Source organism: Achromobacter sp. 413638 (genome assembly GCF_043119405.1).
Classification (GTDB): Bacteria; Pseudomonadota; Gammaproteobacteria; order Burkholderiales; family Burkholderiaceae_B; genus Achromobacter.
In genome coordinates this window covers 13684-37608 of record NZ_JBICCO010000038.1, presented here as the reverse complement: position 1 = coordinate 37608, position 23925 = coordinate 13684, and the positions used below count along the sequence as shown (strand labels likewise).

Below are 23925 nucleotides of genomic sequence, written 5' to 3'. Positions count from 1 at the left end.
ATGCGGGATTTCACGCGGGTTTTCGATCTTGTGCACACCCCGGGAGGCGTCAGTATTTTGAGGCCCGATCGCGTCAGGGCTTCTCAGAAAACTCTCTATTCTAGCGTTTCTTGGCCAACTCTGCGCAAAACGCGGCCAGATTTTCCGCCAGGTCGGGCCGATCGGCCTGGGCTGCGTCCCAGTCACGGGCGGCCCGGGCCCAGGCCTGCCAGGCCTCGGGCGCCAGGGCGGCGGCCAGGGACGGACCAAGGGCTTGGGGGGCGTCGGGCTGGTTCCAGGCTCGGATCAACGCCCGGGCGCCTTCGGTGGCGGGATAGCGGGCCAGCCAGGCCTCGAGCTTGTCCAGATGGACCTGGTCGTGCTGCGGGTAGATCTGCCAGACCAGCGGACGCGCGGCCCAGGCGGCCCGCACGAAGGAATCCTCGCCGCGCACGAAGTTCAGGTCGGCGCACCACAGCAGGCGGTCGAAGTCCGGCTGGCTGACGAAGGGCAGCCTGACCAGGGCGGGGCGGCCCGGCGCGGCGCAGGCCGTTTCCAGGCCGGGCGCCACGCCTTCGGGTGCCAGCAGCACGGTCGGGCGCGGATCGGCGGCCAGGGCCGAGGCCAGTGCGTCGACCGGCGCGTCCGGATAGCAAAACAGGGACACGAGGCGAGCGCCGTCGCGCCGGCGCGACAGCGCGTGCTGCGGCACGCCCAGCGCGCGCAGCACGGACTCCTGTTGTTCGGGCGAAGCCTGCAGCGCGTCGCGTTCGGCGGACAGGCCGGGCTCGCGCAGCAGTCCGCCCGTGGCCGGAGTGAAACCGGGAAAGTAGAAATGCTTGACCAGCCCGTCGGGCCGTTGCGACGGCAGGCCGTGACAGCTTTCGATCCAGGCTTCGGCGCTCAGGTATTCCAGGTTGATCCAGACCGGATGGACCTGGCGCATGGCATCCAGGAAGGCGTCGGGCGGATCGCAGGCGAAGGCCTCGATCACCGCGTCGCCGGGCGTCAGGTCGGCGGGCGGCGCCGGCGTCCAGTGGACGATGTCGATGCCCAGGCATTGCTGGCGCGCCTGTTCCGGGTCCAGCCCGGGCTGGATGCGGGCGAAGGCCCGCAGGTCGTCGACCCACAGGCGCGGCCGCCAGCCCGGAACCTGGGCCAGCCGGCGGGCCAGGCGCCAGCACACGCCGATGTCGCCGTAGTTATCGACGACCCGGCAGAAGATGTCGGCCCGCATCGCGCTTCCTAGTGGAACTTGGCCGGCGCGGCCTCGGCGTCCTCGGGCAGCTCGGCGTGCACCAGTTCGCCCAGCGGATTCGGGAAGTAGGGCGCGCCGCAGTCCTCGCAGTAGTCGGGCGGCAGCAGGCCGGGAATGCGGCGCACGTCGTTGACGCCGTATTCCTTGAGCAGCGCGGCGATTTCGTCGACCACGTCCGGCTGGCCTTCGTCGGCCGGCAGGTCTTCCTCGCGCCCGTACAGCGGCCAGACGCAGCCGTAGTACACGTCGTTGCTGTTGCGCGCGGTGAAGCCGATGCGGTATTCGTCGATCCTGCTTTCGCCGCAGCCGGCCACCACGGCCCGCAGTTGCGAGGCTTCGAGATTGACCGCGCCTTCGAGCCAGCTGATGGCGGCGCGCAGCGACAGTGGGCGCACGCGCCGGTCGGCTTCGCGGTTGCTCACGTAATAAGCGTCCGGCAGCAGCGATTCGAAGCCGCAGCCGGGCAGCAGGGCGGCCAGCGTGGGCTGGGCCTGCGCGGCCCATTGTTGCTGGCAGGCTTCGCGGCTGGCGTCGGCGTCGCCAATCTGTTCCTGCCAGCGGAAGATGGGGGCGTGCTCGGGCACGGCCACCGCGGCGACGATGTAGCGGGTGTCCGCCAGCATGTTCGCCGTTTCGGCCTCGGTGTTCAGCGCCGGTTTCATGGTTTCGGCGCCCAGCGCCTGGGTGCCCAGGCGTTGCAGCCACTGCCAGGTTTCGGAGAAGGTGCGCGGCATCTGGTCCACGCTGACCAGCCAGGGCATGAGCGCCGCGCGCGCCTGGGTGGACAGCACATGGCCGTGCAGCTGGGCCAGCACCGCCTGCTGCGCGCTGGCGGAGATGGCGCCGGTCGGGATCGCGTAGCGCGTCCAGGCCACCACCGGGGCCACCACCAGCAATACATCGTGGCGCACGCCGTTCTTGTCGATCTTGGTGGATTCGGACAGGGTTTCCGCCTGTTCGATCAGCACCTCGTAAGCGCCGACATCGGCCTGCGCCAGATGGTCCAGCGCGGCTTCGAGCGGGGCGTCTTGCCCGGCCTTGAGCAGCTTCGGGATGGCTTCGGCCAGCTGGGCTTCCCAGAAGATGTCCTCGACGCGGCTGCCCGAGCGGTTGAGCGCCTGGGCAAGCGTGATCAGACGGCTGGCGTCACGGGTCAGGCGGGGAGCGGATTGGCTGCGGGAACGGGCCATGACTTCTATGGGCATCCAGTGAGTGTGCAACAGCGTAGTTTAACGCCCGCGCTGAACCGGATCATTGCGGTGTCGACCGTGGCCGCGCGCAGGCGCATGGATGCTGGCGCCCGGGCGGGGGGAAGGCGATTGCGGCACGCCTTTTCGTGCGCGCGCGGCGCGGCTGCAAAAACGGTGGGAGGTATTGATCCGATTTTGGCAACAGAGCATGTCGAAATTCCATATTTATTGCTCAATCAAATCGGAAGAAAATGTTGTCATCGGATTTTATTCAGGAGGCAGCGCCATGCGTTGGCCCACGCTTTTCGTTTCCCACGGTTCCCCCATGCTGGCCGTCGAGCCCGGTCTGACCGGCCCCGCGCTGGCCGCCTGGAGCCAGGCGCAGGGCCGCAAGCCGCGCGCCATCCTGGTGGTATCGCCGCACTGGATGGGCCATGGCCTGGCCCTGTCCACGCGCGACCAACAGGTGGCCTGGCACGATTTCGGCGGTTTTCCGCCGGAGCTGTACACGTTGCAATACGCCGCGCCCGGTTCGCCGGAACTGGCCGCGCGCGCGCAGGCGCTGCTGGCCGACGCCGGCATCGCCGCCGATCGTGATCCGCGCCGTCCGCTGGACCATGGCGCCTGGGTGCCGCTGCGCTACCTCTATCCCGAGGTCGACGTGCCGGTGGTGCAGTTGTCGCTGGACATGGAGCGCGACGCCGCCGGGCAGCTCGAACTGGGCCGCGCGCTGGCGCCGCTGCGCGACGAGGACGTGCTGATCATCGGCTCGGGTTCGCTGACGCACAATCTGCGCGATGTGCGCATGCCGCAGGATGCGCCGCCGGCGTCGTATGTGCCGGCGTTCCAGCAATGGTATGCCGGCCGTCTGGCCGACCATGACCTGCCGGCGCTGCTGGACTGGCAGGCGCGGGCGCCGGGCGCGGCGCAGGCCCATCCGCATGACGATCACCTGATGCCGCTCTACGTGGCGTTGGGCGCGGGCGGCGGGCGGGCCACGCGGCTGAACGACGAGATTTCCTATGGCGCCCTGGCGATGGATGCCTATGCCTTCGATTGACAGAGGCCGCTCGGGCTACCCGAGCGGGTTCGGGGCCTAAGGATAAAAGGCCCGTCGAAACCCGTAGCAGACGGGGGGCGCGTCGCGCCCGGACGCGCTTGCCTACGGTTTGTTACCCGGTGTGGTTTGAAATTTCAAAGCGCCTGCGCATAATGGCTGCCGCCCGTATCCGCGGGCGTTTTCCTTTCTGGACGCATGCCGGAGCCTTCCGGCCGGGAGTGTAGAGATCGTGAATGCGCATATCGTGAAATCCGCGTGTCTGGCCGCCATCGCGGCGTCGCTGGCGACGTCGTCGCCGGCCTGGGCCGAGGACGTGAAGGGATCCAAGGACCATCCCGCGCTGACCCGCTTCGAGGGCGCCGAGATCCGCGCCTACGAACACAAGGACTTCGACGAAGCCGTGATGCCCGACCGGCCGATCCCGCGCGAAGCCGAGGCCAAGGGCCTGGAGCTGGAGGGCAAGCTGACCCGCATCTCCTACCGCATCGACGGCAAGAAATCGGCGCTGGAGGTCTACCGCAATTATCAGGGCGCGTTGCAGGCCGGCGGTTTCAAGACCCTGTTCGAATGCAAGGGCGACGAGCAGTGCGGCGGCGATTTCCAGTCCTTCGTCATCAATGGCGGAAAGGTACGCCAGCCCGGCCAGGGCGATGCCACGTTCGGCGGCAAGTACTACGTGGTGCTGGCCAAGAAGGAAGCGCCCAGCGGCGATATCTACGTGTTCCTGGACGTGATGGAAGACGGCTCCAATCACATCACGCCGGTGTTCCAGCAAGTGCTCGAAACCAAGCCGATGCAGACGGGGCAGGTCCAGGTGCTGGACATGGCCGCCATGCAGAAGTCGCTGGCCGAATCGGGCCGCGTCGCGGTCTATGGCGTGTACTTCGATACCGACAAGGCCGAGGTCAAGCCCGAGTCGAAGGCGGCGCTGGACGAGATGGGCAAGCTGCTCAACGCCAATCCGAACCTGAAGGTCTACGTGGTGGGTCACACCGACAACCAGGGCACGCTGGCCGGCAATATGGACCTGTCGCAAAAGCGCGCCGACGCCGTGGTCAAGGCGCTGGAGGCGGGCTACAAGGTCCCGGCCGCGCGCCTGTCGCCACGCGGCGTGGCCTCGCTGGCGCCGGTGGCCGCCAATGACGCCGAGGCCGGCCGCGCGAAGAACCGCCGCGTCGAGCTGGTCAGCCAGTGACGACACGCCACCGAGGCATGGCCCGGTGATCAAAAAAGCCCCCGGAACCGCGAGGTTCCGGGGGCTTTTGCCTTGATGGCCCGCGCGGGGCCCGGGCTCAGGCCGCCAGCAGCTGGCGCAGCACGAAGGGCAGGATGCCGCCGTGCTGGTAGTAGTCCACCTCGATCGGCGTGTCGATGCGCAGCAGCACGGTCACGTCCTGCTTGGAACCGTCCTTGCGGGTGATCGTCAGCATCACGTCCTGCATCGGCTTGATGCCGTTTTCCAGGCCGGAGATGTCGTAGGTTTCCTCGCCGGTGATGCCCAGCGACTGCACGCTGTCGTTGCCCTTGAACTGCAGCGGCAGCACGCCCATGCCGACCAGGTTGCTGCGGTGGATGCGCTCGAAGCTGCGGGTGATCACGGCCTTCACGCCCAGCAGCTGGGTGCCCTTGGCGGCCCAGTCGCGCGACGAGCCGGTGCCGTACTCCTCGCCGCCGAACACCACGGTGGGCGTGCCGGCCGCGACGTACTTCATGGCCGCGTCATAGATGGACATCTGTTCGCCGGTGGGCTGGAACAGGGTCTCGCCGCCTTCGAAGCGGCTGCCGTCCGGCAGCGCGGGAATCATGAGGTTCTTGATGCGCACGTTGGCGAAGGTGCCGCGCATCATGATCTCGTGGTTGCCGCGGCGCGAGCCGTAGCTGTTGAAGTCGGCCTTCATCACGCCGTGTTCCTTGAGCCACTTGCCGGCGGGCGAGGTTTCCTTGATGGAGCCGGCCGGCGAGATGTGGTCGGTGGTGACCGAGTCGCCGAACACGCCCAGCGCGCGCGCGCCCTTGACGGTCGGCGTGGCGCCCGGCGTCATGCCGAAGTCCTGGAAGAACGGCGGCTCGGCGATGTAGGTCGAGTCGGGCCAGTTGTAGGTGTCGCCGGTGACGCCCTTGATGTGTTCCCAGAGTTCGCCGGGGTTGCTCTTGACCTGGCCGTAGTTGGCCTGGAAGGCCTTGGGATCCAGCGCGAACTTGAGCAGCGCGTCGATTTCCTCGGTGCTCGGCCAGATGTCGCCCAGCCACACGTCGCCGTGCTTGCCTTGGCCCACGGGTTCGGTCATCAGGTCGCGCGTGATGGTGCCGGCCAGGGCATAGGCCACGACCAGCGGCGGCGATGCCAGGAAGTTGGCCTTGATGTTCGGGTGGATGCGAGCCTCGAAGTTGCGATTGCCCGACAGCACGGCGGCGCAGACCAGGTCGTTGCCGATGATGGCCTCGTTCAGGTCCGGGGTCAGGTCGCCGGCGTTGCCGATGCAGGTGGTGCAGCCGTAGGCGGCCACGTCGAAGCCCAGCTTTTCCAGGTAGGGCAGGAGGCCCGTCTTGGTCAGGTATTCGGTGACCACGCGCGATCCGGGGGCCAGCGAGGTCTTGATGTGCTTGGGCACGGTCAGGCCGGCTTCGACGGCCTTCTTGGCCAGCAGGCCGGCCGCCAGCAGCACGCTGGGGTTGGACGTGTTGGTGCAGGACGTGATGGCCGCGATCAGGATGTCGCCGTTCTTGACCTTGGTGCCGGCGCTGGTGGTGTAGGTCTGGCCGAGCTTGTCGGCGGGCTGGTTGAAGCCGTTCTCGGCGACCGGCTTGGAGAACAGATCGATGAAGGTGTTCTTGACGTTGCCGATCTCGATGCGGTCCTGCGGACGCTTCGGGCCGGCCAGCGACGGCGCCACGGTGGACAGGTCCAGCGTCAGCAGCTTGGTGAAGTTGATGTCCTTGGCCTTGGGCACGCCGAACATCTTCTGGGCCTTGAAATAGGCTTCGAAGGCGGCGATCTCGGCTTCGGTGCGGCCGGTGCCGCGGAAGTAGTCGATGGTGCGTTCGTCGACCGGGAAGAAGCCCATGGTCGCGCCGTATTCCGGCGCCATGTTGCCGATGGTGGCGCGTTCGGCCACGGACAGGCTGGCGGTGCCTTCGCCACAGAATTCGACGAACTTGCCCACCACTTTTTCACGGCGCAGCATTTCGGTGATGGTCAGCACCAGGTCGGTGGCGGTGACGCCGCCGCGCAGTTTGCCCTTGAGCTCCACGCCGACCACGTCGGGGGTCAGGAAGTACACGGGCTGGCCCAGCATGCCGGCCTCGGCCTCGATGCCGCCCACGCCCCAGCCGACCACGCCGATGCCGTTGATCATGGTGGTGTGGCTGTCGGTGCCCACCAGCGAGTCGGGGTAGTAGACGTTGTGCTTCTTGTCCTGGTGCACGCCGCGCGCCAGGTATTCCAGGTTGACTTGGTGGACGATGCCGAAGCCCGGGGGCACCACGCCGAAGGTGTCGAAGGCCTGCATGCCCCACTTCATGAACTGGTAGCGCTCCTGGTTGCGCTTGAATTCCAGCTTCATGTTCAGGTCCAGCGCGTTCTTGGTGCCGAAGTAGTCGATCATGACCGAGTGGTCGACCACCAGATCGACCGGCACCAGCGGCTCGATGCTCTTGGGGCTCTTGCCCATCTGGTCGGCCACCGAGCGCATGGCGGCGATGTCGGCCAGCAGCGGCACGCCGGTGAAGTCCTGCAGCACCACGCGCGCCACCACGAAGGGGATCTCATCCTCGCGCTTGGCGTTGGCCTGCCAGTTGGCCAGCTGCCTGACGTGTTCTTCGGTGACTTTCTTGCCGTCGCAGTTGCGCAGCACCGACTCCAGCACGATGCGGATGGAGACGGGCAGCCGCTGCACGTCCACGCCCAGGGCCTTGCCCAGGGCCGGCAGCGAATAGTACTGACAGGACTTGTCGCCGATCTTGAAATTCTTCAGGGTGTCGAGGGTGTTGTGCGGCATGATGGACTCCATGGTTTCGCCCGCGTGAAGCCGGCATTTTCTGGCGTTTTGGCGCGTTTGTCATTCTAAGCGTGACAAGCTCGCGGCGGACCTTATGTCTTATATCTTATATAAGACTTGGGTGGCGCGTCAAAGTTCCGGCCCTGCCCAAACCGGGCCCGAGGCCGTCCGGCCCGCCTCGCGCGCCGCCGCCAACGCGCGAGGCGGCGGGCGCATCCCCGCGGGGACCCTGTTTTTTACCAAGAAAGTCCTGCAAGCGTATGGCGGCCGGCACGCGGCGGGCGTTCAACCCAGCCGCGCGGGCAATTCGGCGATGGCGAAGTCCAGGAACCGCCGCAGGGCCAGCGGCGTGCCTCGGCGGGCGGGCATGACCGCGTAGATGCGGGCCGGCGCGGCGGTCCAGGACGGCAGCAGGGCGACGAGGTCGCCGCGCGCCAGCGAGGCCGCGCACAGATAGTGCGGCAGCAGCGCGATGCCCAGGCCGGCGCGCGCCATCTCGCGCACCGCGGCCGGATTGTTGCTCAGGCTGCGGGGCGTGAACTCCAGCGACTCCCGCTCGCCCGAAGGATGGCTGAATTGCCAGTTCTGCAGGCTGTCCTGCGTGGCATGGGCCAGCAGCGGCAGCGCGGTCAGGTCGCGCGGACGGCGCAGGTCGGCGCGCGCCAGGTCCGGCGCGGCGACCAGGACCAGCGGAACCGGGGCCAGTTCGCGCGCCACCAGTCGCGAGTCCGTCAGCGAGGCGCCCTGCGCGCGGAAGGCCAGGTCGTAGCCTTCACCCACCAGGTCGATGATCTGGTCGCGGGTGTCCAGCAGCACGCGCACGCGAGGGTGCTGCTGGCAGTAGCGTCCGATCAGGTCGCCCAGCAGCGTGACCGCCAGGGCCGACGGCGCCGTGATGCGCAGCAGCCCGCTGGGCGTGTCGCCCATCGATGCCGCCAGATCATAGGCCGTGCGCGCCTCGCGCGCCATGGCGCGGGCGTGCACATAGATCTGTTCGCCCATGGGCGTCAGCGAGATATGCCGGGTATTGCGTTGCAGCAGGCGCAGCCCCAACCGGGCTTCAAGGTCCGCCACGCGCCGGCTGAGTTTGGAGCGCTGCAGGCCCAGGATGCGGGCGGCGGCGGAGAAGCCGCCTTTTTCCACCACCTCGCTAAAAAGCAGCAGGTCGTCCAGGTGGTGAATATGGGAAGTCATAAAGGAAACATGTGTTGAGATTGTCCTGACAAGCAGGACAATTATTCCTGAAATTGGCCTCTATTGTCTGGCATGCGGAACGCCTAAGCTGTGCGCCACGCAACAATCAGGCAGCATATTCTTGACGATTCTTCTCAGCCCGCTGGTCGCCAGCCAGGCCCAGCCGGTCGGCGAGGCCTGTTCCATCCGCCAGTTCCGCCACACCGATTTCCCCCTGGGCATGTCGCCGCTGGTGCTGGTGGACCATTTCGTGATGACGGGTCCGACCTTCGCGCCGCATCCGCACGCCGGCATTTCCGCGGTGACGCTGTTGTTCGAGGACAGCCAGGGCGTGATGCAAAGCCTGGACAGCGTGCGCAACGACCACGAGATCCGCGCGGGCGACCTGCACTGGACCCTGGCCGGCAAGGGGATCGTGCATACGCAGCAGCCGGTCGGCCCGGCCCGGCTCAACGGTCTGCAGATGTTCGTGAACCTGCCCGAGCGTCTGAAAGGGCTGCCTCCGGCGACGTCGCTGCTGCGCGCCTGGGAAATGCCCATCATCCAGAGCGACGCGGGCCGGGTGCGCGTGGTGTCGGGCGCCTATGACGGCTGGGAGTCGCCGCCGCTGGGTCCCGAGCCGCTGCTGATCCTGGACATCTGGCTGCGCCCGGGCGCCACTCGCCTGGTGCCGCTGCCCGACGGCTGGAATGCCTGGGTCTACGCGGTGCAGGGCGACCTGGGCCTGCGCGCGCGCCACCAGCTCGGGCCCGGCGCGGCGCCGGCCGCCAGGCGGCAGGGGGAGGATCCGGACTTCGCCGTCCTGCATACGGGTTCGGCCGTGGCGGCCTCTGCCGACGGCGACGGCATGCTGCTGCTGATCGCCGGCCGGGCGCCGGCGCACATCGTCCTGATCGCCGGGCCCGTCATCGACGAGCCCGTGATCCAGCGCGGCCCATTCGTGATGGCTTCGCAGCGCGCGCTGGAAGAGGCCATGCGGGCCTACGACGCGGGCGATTTCGGACGGATCCGAGATGACGGGGCGGCGCCGGGCAGGCCCGCGGAGCCGGCCGGCGCGGGCTGAGCCGGCCGCCGCCGCGGCGCCGCTATTCCAACGCGCCGCCGGTGTATTCCTGGCGGTCTATGCCATGGCGTTGAAGCTTGTCGTAGAACGTCTTGCGCGGAATGCCCAGGGCTTCCAGCGTGGATTTGATATCGCCATGGTTGACGGCCAGCGCGTCGCGGATCAGCTGCGCCTCGAAGCGTTCCACCCTTTCCGGCAGGCTGCCCGCACCGGCAGGCTGCGGCGCCGACAGCGGCGTGCCGCCATGCACGCCCAGCACGACGCGCTCGGCGAAGTGGGCCAGCTCGCGCACGTTGCCGGGCCAGGCGTGTTCCAGCAGATGCCGCCGGACCTGCGCCGGCAGGTCGGGGATGTCGCGTTGGAAGCGCCGCGAGGCGATGCCCAGGTAGTGCGCGAACAGCAGCGGAATGTCGTCGCGCCGTTCGCGTAGTGGCGGGATCCGGATGGTGACGACGTTCAGGCGATAGAACAGGTCTTCGCGGAAATGCGGGCGCGCCAGCGCGCTGCCCAGGTCTTCCTTGGTGGCCGCGACCACCCGCAGGTCCAGTCTGCGCACGTCGTTGGTGCCCAGCGGCGTGATCTGGCGGGTTTCCAGCACGCGCAGGAACTTGACCTGGATGTTCAGGGGCATGCTCTCGATCTCATCGAGGAACAGCGTGCCGCCGCTGGCATGCTCGATGCGGCCGATGCGCCTCTTCTGGGCGCCGGTGAAGGCGCCCGCCTCATGGCCGAACAGCTCGCTCTCGATCACGCTTTCGGGCAGCGCGCCGCAGTTGATCGCCACCAGTTCGTGCTGGCGTCGGCGGCTCAGACGATGCAGTGCGCTGGCGACCACTTCCTTGCCGGTGCCGGTCTCGCCTTCCACCAGCACGTCCACGTCGGCGTCGGCGATATGCCGCAGCGTCTGCTTGATCCGCAGCATGGCCGGGGTATTGCCGATGAACGGCTCCGCGTCGGCGCCCGAGGCGAAGGCCGCTTCCTGCAGGCGGCGGTTTTCCAGCACCAGCCTGCGCTTCTCGGCGGCATGGCCGATGGTGGCGATCAGGCGCTCGGCGGGATAGGGCTTGGCCAGGAAGTCATAGGCGCCCTCGCGCATGCACTGGACGGCGGTGGCGATGTCGCCATGGCCGGTGATCAGGATGACGGGGATTTCGGCGTCGAGGTCGCGCAGCCGCTGGAACAGTTGCAGCCCGTCCATGTCCGGCATGCGGATGTCGGTCACCACCACGCCGTCGAACGCGCGCGTCAGCACGGGCAGCGCGGCGCGGGCGCTGGCATGGGCCTCCACCTGGAAGCCATGCAGCTTCAGCGTCTGGCTGTTGGCGCGGCGCAGCTCGGCGTCGTCGTCGATGAAGACCACGCGCACGGCGGGTTTGGCGGGCAGGGCGGCGGCGCCGGATGGCGGCGCGGAAGAGGCGGATCGGCTCATGATGCGGGAAGGGGGGACGCCTTGCGCAGCGTCAGGATGAACAGGGCGCCGCGTCCGGGGCCGTGGGGCGCGGGGAACTCCGGGTCCGTGGCATCCGCCGCGCGCAGCTCGCCGCCGAATTCGGCGACGATGTCGCGGGAGATCACCAGCCCCAGTCCCAGGCCCTCGGGCTTGGTGGTGTGGAAGGGCGTGAACAGGCCGGCCAGCGCTTCGGCGCTCAGGCCCGGTCCGTTGTCATGGAAATAGAGTTGCACCCGCTCGCCCTGGTCGCGCAAGGCCAGGGTGATGCGGCCGCCGGGCTGACCGCCCAGCGCGTCCAGCGCGTTCTGCAGCAGATTGACCAGCACCTGTTCCAGCCGGATGCGGTCGGCCAGCACCCGCGCATCCTGGCCGGCGGCCGGCCGATGCAGCGCCACGCCCTGCCGCGCGGCGCGCGGGCCGGCCAGCAGCAGCGCGCCGTCCAGCGCCGCGCCCAGGCTGATCGGCGCGACCTGCGTGCTGGCCTTGCGCGAGAAGGCGCGCAGCTCGCCGGTGATATGGCCGATGCGTTCCGTGAGCGAGGCGATGGATTCCAGGTTTTCGCGCGCGGTCTCCGGATCCTGGCGGCGCAGGAATTCGGCGGCATTGTCCGCGTAGCTGCGGATGGCGGCGACAGGCTGGTTGATTTCGTGCGCGACGCCGGCGGCCACCTGTCCCAGCAAGGCCAGCTTGCTGGCCTGGACCAGTTCATCCTGCAGCGTGTGCAGCCGCGCCTGGGCGCGTTGGCGTTCGTCCATTTCGCCGAGCAGCCGGTCGTTGGCCAGCCGCAACTGCGCCGTGCGTTCGTGCACCTGGTCGGCGAGCTGCTGGCGGATGGCGGTCTGCTGCCGGGTGTGCTCATGGCCGCGGTGCCGGCGGTAGAGCAGCACGCCGACGATGGCGGCCAGCAGGCTTTGCGCCAGCAGCGCGCCCAGCTGGGCATTGGCGCTGGCGCGGTTCAGCGCGGACTGCACCGGCGACAGCAGGTGCAGCGTCCATCCCGGCGATTCGGTGATGGGCAGCGTGGTGTGCAGCAGCGGCGAGCCGGCCGGTATCTGCGGCAGGGCCACGTCCGCGCGCACCAGCGTTCCCGTGCTGCTGGTCTGCAGCGGCGGGCTGATCGGCACGGACTGGAAGCGGGCGTCGCCGAATTGCAGGCTGGTGCGCAGCCGCTGCGCCAGCTCTTCGGATAGCGGCGCCAGCACGTCGAAGCGCCATTGAGGCAGGCTGCCCAGCAGGACCACGCCGTGTTCGTCGGTGACGAAGATCGGCGCGTTGGACTGGCGCCAGTCGGCCTCCAGTTCGCGGAAATCCACCTTCAGCACCACCACGCCGAGCATGCCGCCGTCCGGCGCGTCGACGCGGCGCGACAGGTACAGGCCGGCTTCGTGGCTGATGGTGCCGAGCGCGAAGTGCTCGGCCGAGCCATGCGCGACCGCGCCACGGAAATACGGCCGGAACTGGTAGTCCACGCCCTCGAAGCTGGCCGGCTCGCGCCAGTTGCTGGCGGCGATGGCGTAGCCCGTGCGGTCCAGCACGTAGATGGCCGCCGCGCCCACGCCGCGGCTCAGGGCTTCGAGTTTTTCATCGAGCGGCCCGATCTGGGCCGGCACGGGATCCAGCAGCGCCGCGCGCAGGTCCACATCGCGCGTCAGCACGAAGGGCAGCGCGCGGAATTTGTCCAGGTTGTTGCGCAGCAGGGCGGCGTTGATCTGGCTGGCGTTGCGCGCCAGCTGGGCCGCCTCCCGCAGCGCGCCTTCGCGCGCCCAGCCGGTGGCCAGATGCAGCACGGCGAAGATGGCGCCGATGAGCAGCAACGCCAGTGTGATGCGCGCGGGCCAGCCCATGCCCGGCTTGCTGGCGGGCGGCTCGATGCGCGGGGTGGCGGTGGAATCGGACATGGTTGTGCGGTTTTTCGCACATTTTATCTCCGGCTTGTGCGGACTTTCGCAGCCAGGATCTGCCGATGTTCATTGGAAAAAAATAAAATCCTTATTTTTCAATAACTTGGAATATTTTTGTGTGCCCAGGCAGGTTGGCACGCCGTTTGCGTAGGAAAGGACAAGCCCGTGGCGCGTCCGCGCGGTGAAATCGGCCGCCTCGCCATGCGGGGCGACCATAAAAGAGATAACGCCCCGCCGCCCGTGCTGCTGAATCGCGCGGAGCTGGGGCCCTGGTGGGGACAAAACCCATGATCGACACTGATCAAGGCGCGCCCGCGCGCAAGCTGAAGTTCTATCAAGTCCTGTACGTGCAGGTGCTTTTCGCCATTGTGGTCGGCATGCTGCTCGGCCACTACAAGCCTGAGCTGGGACAGTCCATGCAACCGCTGGGCGACGGCTTCATCAAGCTGGTGAAGATGATCATCGCGCCCGTCATCTTCCTGACCGTGGCCACCGGCATCGCCGCCATGAGCGACCTGAAGAAGGTCGGCCGCGTGGCAGGCAAGGCCATGCTGTACTTCCTGGTGTTCTCGACGCTGGCCCTGGTGGTCGGCATGGTGGTCAGCCATATCGTGCAGCCGGGCGCCGGCATGCACATCGACCCCAAGACGCTGGACACCAAGGCGGTGTCGGGCTATGTGGCCAAGGCCCATGACTCGACCATCACCGGCTTCCTGATGAACATCATCCCGACGACCATCTTCAGCCCCTTCGTCGGCGGTGACATCCTGCAGGTGCTGTTCGTCGCGGTGCTGTTCGGCATCGCGCTGGCGCAGGTCGGCGAGCGCGGCAAACCGGTGCTGAACTTCCTGACGGTGCTGGCCCAGCCCATCTTCAAGCTGGTCGCCATCCTGATGAAGGCGGCGCCGATCGGCGCGTTCGGCGCCATGGCCTTCACCATCGGCAAGTACGGCATCAAGTCGGTGGTCAATCTGGCCATGCTGGTGGGCACGTTCTACGCCACCTCGGTGCTGTTCGTGGTGATCGTGCTGGGCGCGGTGGCGCGTTACAACGGCTTTTCCATCCTGAAGCTGGTGCGCTACATCCGCGAAGAGCTGCTGCTGGTGCTGGGCACGAGCTCCTCGGAAGCCGCGCTGCCGACGCTGATGCAGAAGATGGAGAAGGCCGGGTGTTCGAAGTCCGTGGTCGGGCTGGTGGTGCCGACCGGCTATTCGTTCAACCTGGACGGCACCAATATCTACATGACCATGGCGGCGCTGTTCATCGCGCAGGCCTGCGATATCCCGCTGTCGCTGGGCGATCAGATCCTGCTGCTGCTGGTGGCGATGCTGAGCTCCAAGGGCGCGGCGGGCGTGACGGGCGCGGGTTTCATCACTTTGGCGGCCACGCTGTCGGTGGTGCCCAGCGTGCCGGTCGCCGGCATGGCGCTGATCCTGGGCGTGGACCGTTTCATGTCCGAATGCCGCGCGCTGACCAATCTGGTCGGCAATGCCACGGCCGCCGTGGTGGTGGCGCGCTGGGAAGGCGAACTCGACCGCGGGCAGCTGGAACGGGCGCTGGACGGCCAGGAGTTGCCGTCGCCCGGCGAAGCGCCGCAGCAGCAAGGCCAGAGCCTGGCGGTGCCGGCGCCGGCGCAGCAGGGCTGACGACTCAGGGAATGCGGATGCCGACCGCGCGCAGCAATGCCGCGGTCTCGAATACCGGCAGGCCCATCACGCCGGTATAGCTGCCCGACAGGCTGGCGACGAAGGCGCCGGCCAGTCCCTGGACGCCATAGGCGCCGGCCTTGCCATAGGGCTCGCCGCTGTCGCAATAGCGCGCGATGTCTTCCGCGTCCAGTGCACGCATGCTGACTTGCGTGACCGAGACGGCTTCCCGCAGGCCGTCGCCGGCCCACAGCGCCACCGCGGTGCGGACTTCATGCGTGGCGCCGGACAGGGCGCGCAGGATGCGTTCGGCATCGGCGCGGTCGGCGGGCTTGCCGAGCACGGCGCCCGCCAGGATCACCGTGGTGTCGGCCGACAGCAGGGGCAGCGGCGCCAGGCCCTGGGCCTGCATCCAGTCGCGTCCGCGCAGGGCCTTTTCCCTGGCGGTGCGGACCACATAGTCGGTGGCGCTTTCGCCCGCGTGCTGGGGTTCGTCCTCGCCGGGCGGAGCCGGCACCTGCAGCACCTCGTGCGCCACGCCCATCTGGGTCAGCAGCTCGCGGCGCCGGGGGCTAGCGGAGGCCAGGTAGATGCGCGCGGGCGCGCCGGAAGTCGAGGTCAGGTCCATGCGGGGCTGGCCGCGCCCGGAGTCAGGCGCGGTGATAGGGATGGTTGGTCATGATGGCCCAGGCGCGGTAGAGCTGCTCGGCCAGGACCACCCGCACCATGGGGTGCGGCAGGGTCAGCGACGACAGGCGGATCTGCCCGCCGCAGGACGCCTTCAGCTCGGCGTCCAGGCCATCGGGGCCGCCCACCAGGAAGGCCACGTCCTGGCCGCCCGCGCGCCATTGTTCCAGCTTTTGCGACAGCGCGACCGTGGTCAGGTCGCGACCGCGCTCGTCCAGCGCCAGGCGCAGCGCGCCCGGGGGCAGGGCGGCATCGATGCGCTTGGCTTCCGCCGCCATCATCTGCGCCGGCGTCTTGCCACTGGTGCGTGGCTCGGGCTTGATTTCGCGCAGTTCCAGCGCGCAGTCCGGCGGCAGCCGCTTGGCGTAATCGTTCCAGGCAGTCTCGACCCACTCGGGCATGCGCGTGCCGACGGCCGCGACGATGAGTTTCACGGCGGACTCAGTCGTCCACGCCGTCGTAGGCGTTGCTGCCGGCGACGGGGGCGGCGCGGGTGGATTCCGGCAGCAGCTTGACGCGCACCGGCTTGCCGCCCCAGATCTCTTCCAGGTTGTAGTACTGGCGGATGGCGGGCTGCATGATGTGCACGACCACGTCGCCCAGGTCGACCACGACCCACTCGCCGGTGTCCTCGCCTTCGATGGTGATGCCGGACAGGTCCATGGCGCGGCCACGGTCGGCGACGCTGGACGCCAGGGCGCGGGTTTGCCGGTTGGAGGTTGCGCTGGCGATCACCACCCGGTCGAACAGGCTGGTGAGGTGCGTGGTGTTGAAGACTTTGATGTCTTGCGCCTTGACGTCTTCGAGGGCATCGATGACGGCGCGTTGGAGTTTCTGTATATCCATAGCTGCGAATAATAACCCGCGGGCGGATGGCCGGAACCGATATTCACGGCGATCGCGCCCGGCGGGCGGGAGGATTATCGGTAGAGATTGTGCGCCGCAATATACGCGGCCACGGGCTCGGCCAGCATGCCCGCCGTGGATTCGCCCTTGGCCAGGCGGCGGCGGATTTCCGAGGCGGACACGGCCATGGGCGCGAAGGGCAGGGATTGCAGCCCGCGACCCAGCTCCCGCAGGCGCGCCGCCAGTTCGGCGGGCGGCGCCAGCGGCGTGCCGGGACGGACCGCCACGGCCATGTCCACGCGCTCGGCGATTTCGTCCCAGGCGCGCCAGGTGCAGAAGTTGGCCAGCTGGTCGGCGCCCAGCAGCCAGACGTAGCGGGCATCGCCGGGCAGGGCGCGCAGGGTGTCGATGGTGTAGGTGGCGCCGCCCCGCTCGATCTCGATGGGGTTGACGGCCAGGCCGTGCTGGTCCGCGATGGCCAGCGCCAGCATATCGAGGCGTTGCGCCGGCGTCGCTTGCAGCGCCTCGCGCTGCCAGGGATTGGCGGTGGGGATCAGTTGCACCTGTTCCAGCGCCAGCGCCGACAGCGCGCTTTGCGCCAGCGCCACGTGCGCCAGATGGACGGGGTCGAAACTGCCGCCCAGGAGCCCGATACGCTTCACGCCCAGTCCCGTGGCGTCAGGTAGGCCGCCAGCTCGGCCTCGGGCGTGCCCGCCTGCGGCTGCCAGTCGTAGCGCCAATGCGCCATGGGCGGCATGGACAGCAGGATGGATTCCGTGCGTCCGCCCGATTGCAGGCCGAACAGCGTGCCTCGGTCGAACACCAGGTTGAATTCGACGTAGCGGCCGCGCCGGTAGGCCTGGAAGTCGCGCTCGCGCTCGCCGTAGGTCAGGCCGCGACGGCGTTCGACGATGGGCATGTAGCCCGGCAGGAAGGCGTCGCCGACCGAGCGCGTCAGCGCGAACGAGGCGTCGAAGCCGGGCGCGTTGAGATCGTCGTAGAAGATGCCGCCGACGCCGCGCGTCTCGTTGCGGTGCTTCAGGAAGAAGTACTCGTCGCACCAGCGCTTGTAGCGCGGATAGTAGTCCGCGCCGTGCGCCGCCAGCGCGTCCCGACAGGTTGCGTGGAAATGGCGGGCGTCTTCCTCGAACGGGTAGTACGGCGTCAGGTCGATGCCGCCGCCGAACCAGAAGACGTCGCTTTCGTCATGGCCGGGACGGGCCGCGGCCAGGAACATGCGCACGTTCATGTGGGTGGTCGGCACATAGGGGTTGCGCGGATGCAGCACCATGGACACGCCCATGGCTTCCCAGGGGCGGCCGGCCAGCTCGGGCCGGTGCGCGCTGGCCGACGGCGGCAGCTGCGAGCCCTTGACGTGGCTGAACAGCACGCCGGCGCGCTCGAACAGCGCGCCGCCCTCGATCAGGCGCGACAGCCCGCCGCCGCCTTCGGCGCGGGTCCAGGAGTCGCTGCGGAAGGCGGCGCCCTCCGCGTCTTCCAGCGCGCCGACGATGCGGGACTGCAGCCCGGTCAGATAGTTCCGGACATCGGTGACGGGCAGGGCGCTCATCGGCCGGTTTTCTGCTGGGAGGGCTTGAGCGCGCGCCAGCCGATGTCGCTGCGGTACTGGCGGCCGTCGAAGTGGATGCCGTCGATCGCCTCGTACACGCGGTCGCGGGCCATCTTGACCGAGTCGCCCAACGCCGTCACGCACAGCACGCGGCCACCGGTGGTCTGGACTTCATCGCCTTCCAGGCGCGTGGCGGCATGGAACACCATGCAGTCCTCGGCGTCGGCCGGCAGGCCCTTGATGACGTCGCCGGTGCGCGGCGTGTTGGGGTAGTTGTGCGAGGCCAGCACCACGCCCAGCGCGGTGCGGCGGTCCCAGGTGATGTCGGCCTGGTCGAGCGTGCCGTCCACCGCGTGCTCCAGCGCGTCGAGCAGGTCGCTTTTGACGCGCATCATGATGGGCTGGGTTTCCGGGTCGCCCATGCGGCAGTTGAATTCCAGCGTCTTGATGGCGCGGTCCGGATCATCGCCGGGGGCGATCATCAGGCCGGCGTACAGGAAGCCGGTGTACGGGATGCCGTCGCGCGTCATGCCCTGCACGGTCGGCAGGATGATCTCGCGCATGATGCGGTGGTGCAGCTCGGGCGTGACGATGGGGGCGGGCGAATAGGCGCCCATGCCGCCGGTGTTGGGGCCCTGGTCGCCGTCCTGCAGGCGCTTGTGGTCCTGGCTGGTGGCCAGCGCCAGCACGTTGCGGCCGTCGCACATGACGATGAAGCTGGCTTCCTCGCCGACCAGGCATTCCTCGATCACGACGCGCGCGCCGGCCTCGCCCATGGAGCCGTCGCCCAGCATGGCGTCGACCGCCGCGTGGGCCTCTTCCAGCGTCGCAGCCACCACCACGCCCTTGCCGGCGGCCAGGCCGTCGGCCTTGATGACGATGGGGGCGCCCTCCGCGTCGATGTAGGCGTGCGCGCGGGCCGGGTCGGTGAAGGTCTCGTAGCGCGCCGTCGGGATGTTGTGGCGGACCATGAAGGCCTTGGCGTAGTCCTTCGAGCTTTCCAGCTGCGCGGCCGCCTTGGTGGGACCGAAGATCTTCAGGCCGCGCGCGCGGAACACGTCGACGACGCCGGCCGCCAGCGGAGCCTCGGGGCCGACCACGGTCAGCGCGATGCCTTCGCGCTGGACGAAATCGGCCAGCTCCTCGGCATTGGTGAGCGCGATGTTTTCCATCTGCTCGGCGCGCTGGGTGCCGCCGTTGCCCGGCGCGACGTAGACCTTGTGTACGCGCGGGGAGCGGGCCAGCCGCCATGCGAGGGCATGTTCGCGGCCGCCCGAGCCAATTACCAGGAGTTTCATTATTGCGTGGTTCTGAAGGTTGCTTGCGGCTTACTGCGCTTCGTCGAAAACGACGGTCGTATAGACTTCCTGCACGTCGTCCAGGCCTTCCAGGGCGTCGAGCAGTTTCTGCATCTTGATGGCGTCTTCCCCGGCCAGCTCGGTTTCATTCAGGGCCTTCATGACGATGCCGTCCATCTCGGCCTTCAGGCCGGCGGCGTCGAAGGCCTTGCGCACGGCGGCGTAATCGGCCGGCGCGCTGATCACTTCGATCACGCCTTCGTCATCGGTCGTCACGTCCTCGGCGCCCGCTTCCAGGGCGGCTTCCATGACCTTGTCTTCCGGGGTGCCGGGGGCGAACACGAACTGGCCGCAATGCTTGAACATGAAGGCGACCGAGCCTTCCTGGCCCAGGTTGCCGCCGTTCTTGGCGAAGGCGTGGCGCACTTCGGCCACGGTGCGGGTGCGGTTGTCGGTCATGCAGTCGACGATCACCGCCGCGCCGCCGATGCCGTAGCCCTCGTAGCGGACTTCCTCGTAGGCTTCGCCGTCGGCGCCGCCGGCGCCGCGCTGGATGGCGCGCTGGATGTTGTCCTTGGGCATGTTGGCGTCGGTCGCCTTGTCCCAGGCCATGCGCAGCCGCGGATTGCTGTCCGGGTCAGGGCCGCCGGCACGGGCCGCCACCGTGATTTCACGGATGATCTTGGTCCAGAGCTTGCCCCGCTTGGCGTCTTGACGGCCCTTGCGGTGTTGAATATTGGCCCATTTGCTGTGTCCGGCCATAGCGTTCCAGGATAAAAGGTCTTTGAAGGCGAGCATTTTACCGTGCCGGCGCGGCGCGCGCCCGGCCGCGCGCCGGTTGTGTCCGTCCGGCCACGCGCACAAGCCCGCCGGCAGGCTCTACACTTGGGCATCTGTTTCAACCGGTCCGGAGTCGTCCATGCCCAACCCCATCCTCATCGCCAAGAACGCGCAGACGGAACTGGCCCTGCTGCCGGCCTTGGCAAACCGGCATGGCTGCATCACCGGCGCGACGGGGACCGGCAAGACCGTCACCCTGCAGGTGCTGGCGGAATCGTTTTCCCGCATCGGCACGCCGGTGTTCATGGCCGACGTCAAGGGCGACCTGACCGGCGTTTCCCAGGCGGGCGCGGCCTCTCCCAAGTTGCAGGAACGGCTCAAGAGCCTGGGCCTGGCCGAGCCGGCCTGGGCCGCCAGCCCGGTGGCGCTGTGGGACGTGTTCGGCGAGCAGGGCGCGCCGGTCCGGGCCACCATTTCCGACATGGGGCCGCTGCTGCTGGCGCGCATCCTGGAACTGAACGACACCCAGGAAGGAGTGCTGGCGCTGGTGTTCAAGGTCGCCGACGACGAAGGCCAGCTGCTGCTGGACCTGAAGGACCTGCGCGCCATGCTGCAGAACGTGGCCGACCGCAGCGCCGAGCTAAAGACCCGTTACGGCAACGTGTCGGCCGCCAGCGTGGGCGCGATCCAGCGCAGCCTGCTGACGCTGGAGTCGCAGGGGGCCGAGAAGTTCTTCGGCGAGCCCATGCTCGATGTTGCCGACCTGATGCGCACCGACGCCCAGGGACGCGGCATCGTCAACGTGCTGGCCGCCGACAAACTCATGCAGGCGCCGCGCCTGTACGCGATCTTCCTGCTCTGGCTGCTGGGCGACCTGTACGAAAAGCTGCCGGAAGTGGGCGATATGGAACAGCCCAAGCTGGTCTTCTTCTTCGACGAGGCCCATCTGCTGTTCACCGATGCGCCGCAAGCCCTGCTGACCAAGATCGAGCAGGTGGTCCGCCTGGTCCGCTCCAAGGGCGTCGGGGTGTATTTCGTCACCCAGAACCCGCTGGATATTCCCGACACGGTGCTGGGGCAGCTGGGCAACCGCGTCCAGCACGCGCTGCGCGCCTTCACGCCGCGCGACCAGAAGGCCGTCAAGACGGCGGCGCAGACCATGCGTCCCAATCCCGGGCTGGATATCGAGGCCGCCATCACCGAACTGGGCGTCGGCGAGGCCCTGGTGTCCTTGCTGGACGCCAAGGGGCGGCCGCAGCCCACCGAGCGCGCCTGGATCGTGCCGCCGGCCAGTCGCATCGGGCCGGCCACGGATGCCGAGCGCCAGGCGTTGCGACGGGCCAATCCCTTGTCGGCCAAGTACGAGCAGGCGATCGACCGCGAATCCGCCTATGAGGTGCTGGCGGGCCGGGCATCGGCCCCCGCTGGCCAGAATGGCGGCGGCGCGGCCGCGCCCGGCGCGCCAGCGGGCGGGCAGACGCCGGCTGGCGAGGAGGGCGGCTTCATGCAGGGCCTGAACGAAGTGCTGTTCGGATCGACCGGCCCCAGGGGTGGCAAGCGCGACGGGGTGGTCCAGACGATGGCCAAGAGCACCGTCCGCACGGTCGCCCGGGAACTGGCGCGAGGCATCCTGGGATCGTTGCTTGGCTCGAAGGGGCGCCGCTGACGTTGCGGGAGGATTGGCGGAGCCGTCCTACCTGACAATGCGCTGTCATACGCAATAGTCTGAAACGGGATTTTTGTGGCCGGTTTCCCGGAAATATCCGGAGTTTTTGTAACCAGGGGTATTGCGCCACTATAATTTATGCCTATGATCTTGGGCGGTATATACCGAGAATCAAAGGGAAAAAATTGGTGGCTAAGAAACACAAGATCGCGGTGCTTCCGGGAGACGGCATAGGCAAGGAAGTCGTGCCCGAAGGCCTGAAAGTGCTGGATGCGGTCGCGGCGCGATTCGATATCGGATTCCAGTGGGACCACTTCGACTGGAGCTGCGATTATTACGCGAAGCACGGCAAAATGATGCCGGACGACTGGCGCGCGCAGATTGGTCAGCACGAAGCGATTTTCTTCGGCTCGATCGGCTGGCCGGCCACGGTGCCCGACCACGAGGCGCTGTGGGGTTCGCTGTTCAAGTTCCGCCGCGAATTCGATCAGTACATCAATTTGCGTCCCGTGCGTCTGATGCCCGGCGTGCCTTCGCCGCTGGCTAATCGCAAGCCCGGAGAGATCGATTTCTACATCGTCCGCGAAAACACCGAGGGCGAATACTCCAATAGCGGCGGCCGCCTGTTCGAGGGCACCGAGCGCGAGGTGGTGATCCAGGAAAGTGTGTTCACCCGTGTTGGCGCCGACCGCGTGCTGAAGTTCGCGTTCGACCTGGCCCAGAAGCGCGGCAAGCACCTGACCGCAGCCACCAAGTCCAACGGCATTTCCATCTCGATGCCTTGGTGGGACGAGCGCGTGGCCGATATCGCCAAGGGCTATCCCGACGTGCGCTGGGACAAGTACCATATCGATATCCTGTGCGCTCATTTCGTGCAGCATCCCGACTGGTTCGACGTCGTGGTGGCGTCCAATCTGTTCGGCGATATCCTGTCGGACCTGGGTCCGGCCTGCACGGGCACCATCGGCATCGCGCCGTCGGCCAACCTGAATCCCGAGCGCAAGTTCCCATCCCTGTTCGAGCCCGTGCACGGTTCGGCGCCCGACATCTACGGCAAGGGCATCGCCAATCCGATCGGCCAGATCTGGAGCGGCGCGCTGATGCTGGATTTCCTGGGCTATCCAGAGGCATCCGCCGCCGTCGTGAGCGCGATCGAGACCGTGCTGGCGGACGGACCGCGCACCCGGGACATGCAGGGCACGGCATCCACCGCCGAGGTCGGAGACGCGATCGCGTCGCTGATTTCGGCGCGCTGAGCAAGGTAGTGAGGAAGGGCTTTACAGAGTGAAAATGGACCAAGCGATCTCGCCTGCTCCGCCCGGCCACATTGGTGGCGGGCGGGCGGATCGATTCGTGCGCAAGTTGTTCCGCATGCTGCGCTCGCGCAGCCAGCGGCACAACCAGCATCTCTGGCCGTTTGTCCGCATCCAGCGAGATTCGCTGGGAACCATCAGTGGTTATCGGGCATTCGGCCGGTCAGTGCCTGTGACGCCGTTGGACGAAGGATACGACCCCTCCGACGAAACCGTTCATCTGATCCTGAGCGGCCCTTCCATCGCGGAAATCCCCTATGACCGGATGAACATCCAGTGCGCGATGGGGGTGAACGGCGCGATCGTGCTGGCCAACAAGTACGACCTGCCGTTCAAGTATTACTGCATTATCGACCAGAACTTCGTGCGCGATCGCATCGCCCTGGTGCGCGAGATCGTGTCGCGCGACCTGACGCTGTATGTCTCGCCCGAGGTGCTGCGCTACATCGTCCAGGGCGTGCCCCAGGAAGAGATACGCTGCCGCATCTGTATCATCGAGCTCATCCTCGAGCGGGCCTATCAACGCAGCACGGCGCCGGCGACGTTGGTGCGCATGGTCCAGGCGAACCCGGACCTGCACCTGCTGGATGCGGAGCTGGGGCTGGGCTTCAGCTTCAATGCTGCGCTCGGGGTGTTCGATGCCGACACGGTGGCCTATGCCGCGTTGCAGGTGCTGTTTTCGTATGGCGCCCGTAATCTCTACGTGCATGGCCTGGACCTGAGCCTTGAAAACGGCCTGCGCTTCTACGATGAAGGCGTGTCGCCTCAGAGCAGCCGGTTGGCGCGGCATTTCGCCCGCGTGATCGAGCCGTCCTTCAGGTTTGCCGCCAGGCATTGGGCCGAGCGCGGCCTTTCGGTATACAACCTGTCCCCGGTCAGCGCCTTGCCGCCGGACGTGATCGAACGCAAGGACTGGCGCGAGTTGCTCAAACCCGGTGCCGTCGAGCGCAACGAAACCGCCTGAACCGCGTCACTCTGGCGCGGGTCGTCGACGGGAACCCGGCCGCATCAGCCCTCATTCGCAAC

General features: G+C 67.7%; 20 protein-coding genes. 7 read left to right on the top strand and 13 right to left on the bottom strand.

Going from position 1 to position 23925, the window contains the following annotated elements; translation table 11 throughout:
* Nucleotides 1-100: 100 nt before the first annotated feature.
* Together earP and ACEU5R_RS16790 are read right to left on the bottom strand one after the other, a co-directional pair.
* Nucleotides 101-1216 (bottom strand): elongation factor P maturation arginine rhamnosyltransferase EarP, encoded by a 1116-nt coding sequence (earP, locus tag ACEU5R_RS16795; protein ID WP_392410916.1) that lies wholly within the window; start codon nt 1214-1216, stop codon nt 101-103.
* A gap of 8 nt (nt 1217-1224) precedes the next feature.
* On the bottom strand, nt 1225-2427 hold the full coding sequence (locus ACEU5R_RS16790; protein ID WP_392410915.1) for a DUF2863 family protein: 1203 nt from the start codon (nt 2425-2427) through the stop codon (nt 1225-1227).
* A 286-nt stretch (nt 2428-2713) separates the two neighbouring features.
* Here ACEU5R_RS16790 and ACEU5R_RS16785 point away from each other — a divergent pair, with 286 nt between their 5' ends.
* Nucleotides 2714-3487 carry a class III extradiol ring-cleavage dioxygenase gene (locus tag ACEU5R_RS16785; protein ID WP_103275411.1) on the top strand — a complete coding sequence of 258 codons (774 nt, stop codon included), beginning with the start codon at nt 2714-2716 and terminating at the stop codon, nt 3485-3487.
* A gap of 229 nt (nt 3488-3716) precedes the next feature.
* The gene (locus ACEU5R_RS16780) at nt 3717-4682 is read left to right on the top strand and encodes a DUF4892 domain-containing protein (RefSeq protein WP_392410914.1); all 966 of its coding nucleotides are present in this window, start codon (nt 3717-3719) and stop codon (nt 4680-4682) included.
* A gap of 97 nt (nt 4683-4779) precedes the next feature.
* Here ACEU5R_RS16780 and acnA read toward each other — a convergent pair whose 3' ends face one another.
* Together acnA and ACEU5R_RS16770 are read right to left on the bottom strand one after the other, a co-directional pair.
* On the bottom strand, nt 4780-7485 hold the full coding sequence (acnA, locus tag ACEU5R_RS16775; RefSeq protein WP_392410913.1) for an aconitate hydratase AcnA: 2706 nt from the start codon (nt 7483-7485) through the stop codon (nt 4780-4782).
* Between the two features lie 285 nt (nt 7486-7770).
* A complete protein-coding gene (locus tag ACEU5R_RS16770) occupies nt 7771-8679 on the bottom strand; it encodes a LysR substrate-binding domain-containing protein (protein ID WP_103275409.1) in 909 nt (302 codons plus the stop codon).
* A gap of 121 nt (nt 8680-8800) precedes the next feature.
* Between ACEU5R_RS16770 and ACEU5R_RS16765 the strand changes: the two genes are divergently transcribed.
* Entirely contained in the window at nt 8801-9742 is a 942-nt protein-coding gene (locus ACEU5R_RS16765) for a pirin family protein (RefSeq protein ID WP_103275408.1), read from the top strand.
* A gap of 22 nt (nt 9743-9764) precedes the next feature.
* Here ACEU5R_RS16765 and ACEU5R_RS16760 read toward each other — a convergent pair whose 3' ends face one another.
* The gene (locus ACEU5R_RS16760; RefSeq protein ID WP_392410912.1) at nt 9765-11171 is read right to left on the bottom strand and encodes a sigma-54-dependent transcriptional regulator; all 1407 of its coding nucleotides are present in this window, start codon (nt 11169-11171) and stop codon (nt 9765-9767) included.
* Nucleotides 11168-13090, bottom strand: a complete 1923-nt coding sequence (locus ACEU5R_RS16755; protein ID WP_103275406.1) for an ATP-binding protein — start codon at nt 13088-13090, stop codon at nt 11168-11170. The genes ACEU5R_RS16760 and ACEU5R_RS16755 overlap by 4 nt, the downstream gene beginning before the upstream one ends.
* 290 nt (nt 13091-13380) lie before the next feature.
* Here ACEU5R_RS16755 and ACEU5R_RS16750 point away from each other — a divergent pair, with 290 nt between their 5' ends.
* Nucleotides 13381-14739 (top strand): dicarboxylate/amino acid:cation symporter, encoded by a 1359-nt coding sequence (locus ACEU5R_RS16750; protein WP_392410911.1) that lies wholly within the window; start codon nt 13381-13383, stop codon nt 14737-14739.
* Nucleotides 14740-14743: 4 nt separating this feature from the next.
* On the opposite strand, the gene ACEU5R_RS16745 is transcribed toward ACEU5R_RS16750, so the two are convergent.
* From ACEU5R_RS16745 to ACEU5R_RS16715, 7 genes are all read right to left on the bottom strand, one after another.
* Complete coding sequence (locus ACEU5R_RS16745; protein ID WP_103275404.1) at nt 14744-15367, bottom strand: nucleoside triphosphate pyrophosphatase; 624 nt, start codon at nt 15365-15367, stop codon at nt 14744-14746.
* Between the two features lie 22 nt (nt 15368-15389).
* Nucleotides 15390-15860 carry a 23S rRNA (pseudouridine(1915)-N(3))-methyltransferase RlmH gene (rlmH, locus tag ACEU5R_RS16740; RefSeq protein ID WP_392410910.1) on the bottom strand — a complete coding sequence of 157 codons (471 nt, stop codon included), beginning with the start codon at nt 15858-15860 and terminating at the stop codon, nt 15390-15392.
* A 7-nt stretch (nt 15861-15867) separates the two neighbouring features.
* Nucleotides 15868-16272 carry a ribosome silencing factor gene (rsfS, locus tag ACEU5R_RS16735; RefSeq protein WP_103275402.1) on the bottom strand — a complete coding sequence of 135 codons (405 nt, stop codon included), beginning with the start codon at nt 16270-16272 and terminating at the stop codon, nt 15868-15870.
* A 74-nt stretch (nt 16273-16346) separates the two neighbouring features.
* A complete protein-coding gene (gene nadD, locus ACEU5R_RS16730) occupies nt 16347-16934 on the bottom strand; it encodes a nicotinate (nicotinamide) nucleotide adenylyltransferase (protein ID WP_392410909.1) in 588 nt (195 codons plus the stop codon).
* Nucleotides 16931-17842, bottom strand: a complete 912-nt coding sequence (gene hemF / locus ACEU5R_RS16725; RefSeq protein WP_392410908.1) for an oxygen-dependent coproporphyrinogen oxidase — start codon at nt 17840-17842, stop codon at nt 16931-16933. The genes nadD and hemF overlap by 4 nt, the downstream gene beginning before the upstream one ends.
* The gene (gene purD, locus ACEU5R_RS16720; protein WP_392410907.1) at nt 17839-19140 is read right to left on the bottom strand and encodes a phosphoribosylamine--glycine ligase; all 1302 of its coding nucleotides are present in this window, start codon (nt 19138-19140) and stop codon (nt 17839-17841) included. Before purD ends, hemF begins: the two co-directional genes overlap by 4 nt.
* Nucleotides 19141-19170: 30 nt before the next feature.
* Nucleotides 19171-19902, bottom strand: coding sequence for a YebC/PmpR family DNA-binding transcriptional regulator (locus ACEU5R_RS16715; protein ID WP_103275398.1), 732 nt, complete (start codon nt 19900-19902; stop codon nt 19171-19173).
* Between the two features lie 157 nt (nt 19903-20059).
* On the opposite strand from ACEU5R_RS16715, the gene ACEU5R_RS16710 reads away from it, so the two are divergent.
* The 3 genes from ACEU5R_RS16710 (at nt 20060) to ACEU5R_RS16700 (ending at nt 23863) form a co-directional block, all read left to right on the top strand.
* Nucleotides 20060-21586, top strand: coding sequence for a helicase HerA-like C-terminal domain-containing protein (locus ACEU5R_RS16710; protein WP_392410906.1), 1527 nt, complete (start codon nt 20060-20062; stop codon nt 21584-21586).
* A gap of 188 nt (nt 21587-21774) precedes the next feature.
* A complete protein-coding gene (locus ACEU5R_RS16705) occupies nt 21775-22842 on the top strand; it encodes a tartrate dehydrogenase (RefSeq protein ID WP_103276577.1) in 1068 nt (355 codons plus the stop codon).
* 34 nt (nt 22843-22876) lie between these two features.
* Nucleotides 22877-23863 (top strand): hypothetical protein, encoded by a 987-nt coding sequence (locus ACEU5R_RS16700; RefSeq protein WP_103275396.1) that lies wholly within the window; start codon nt 22877-22879, stop codon nt 23861-23863.
* The last annotated feature ends 62 nt before the right edge of the window (nt 23864-23925 follow it).

Excerpts from the sequence above, each read along its gene's own strand:
- earP (WP_392410916.1), bottom strand. The coding sequence starts at position 1,216 with ATGCGGGCCGACATCTTCTGCCGGGTCGTCGATAACTACGGCGACATC.
- ACEU5R_RS16790 (WP_392410915.1), bottom strand. The coding sequence starts at position 2,427 with ATGGCCCGTTCCCGCAGCCAATCCGCTCCCCGCCTGACCCGTGACGCC.
- ACEU5R_RS16785 (WP_103275411.1), top strand. The coding sequence starts at position 2,714 with ATGCGTTGGCCCACGCTTTTCGTTTCCCACGGTTCCCCCATGCTGGCC.
- acnA (WP_392410913.1), bottom strand. The coding sequence starts at position 7,485 with ATGCCGCACAACACCCTCGACACCCTGAAGAATTTCAAGATCGGCGAC.
- ACEU5R_RS16770 (WP_103275409.1), bottom strand. The coding sequence starts at position 8,679 with ATGACTTCCCATATTCACCACCTGGACGACCTGCTGCTTTTTAGCGAG.
- ACEU5R_RS16760 (WP_392410912.1), bottom strand. The coding sequence starts at position 11,171 with ATGAGCCGATCCGCCTCTTCCGCGCCGCCATCCGGCGCCGCCGCCCTG.
- ACEU5R_RS16755 (WP_103275406.1), bottom strand. The coding sequence starts at position 13,090 with ATGTCCGATTCCACCGCCACCCCGCGCATCGAGCCGCCCGCCAGCAAG.
- ACEU5R_RS16750 (WP_392410911.1), top strand. The coding sequence starts at position 13,381 with ATGATCGACACTGATCAAGGCGCGCCCGCGCGCAAGCTGAAGTTCTAT.
- ACEU5R_RS16745 (WP_103275404.1), bottom strand. The coding sequence starts at position 15,367 with ATGGACCTGACCTCGACTTCCGGCGCGCCCGCGCGCATCTACCTGGCC.
- rsfS (WP_103275402.1), bottom strand. The coding sequence starts at position 16,272 with ATGGATATACAGAAACTCCAACGCGCCGTCATCGATGCCCTCGAAGAC.
- hemF (WP_392410908.1), bottom strand. The coding sequence starts at position 17,842 with ATGAGCGCCCTGCCCGTCACCGATGTCCGGAACTATCTGACCGGGCTG.
- purD (WP_392410907.1), bottom strand. The coding sequence starts at position 19,140 with ATGAAACTCCTGGTAATTGGCTCGGGCGGCCGCGAACATGCCCTCGCA.
- ACEU5R_RS16715 (WP_103275398.1), bottom strand. The coding sequence starts at position 19,902 with ATGGCCGGACACAGCAAATGGGCCAATATTCAACACCGCAAGGGCCGT.
- ACEU5R_RS16710 (WP_392410906.1), top strand. The coding sequence starts at position 20,060 with ATGCCCAACCCCATCCTCATCGCCAAGAACGCGCAGACGGAACTGGCC.
- ACEU5R_RS16700 (WP_103275396.1), top strand. The coding sequence starts at position 22,877 with ATGGACCAAGCGATCTCGCCTGCTCCGCCCGGCCACATTGGTGGCGGG.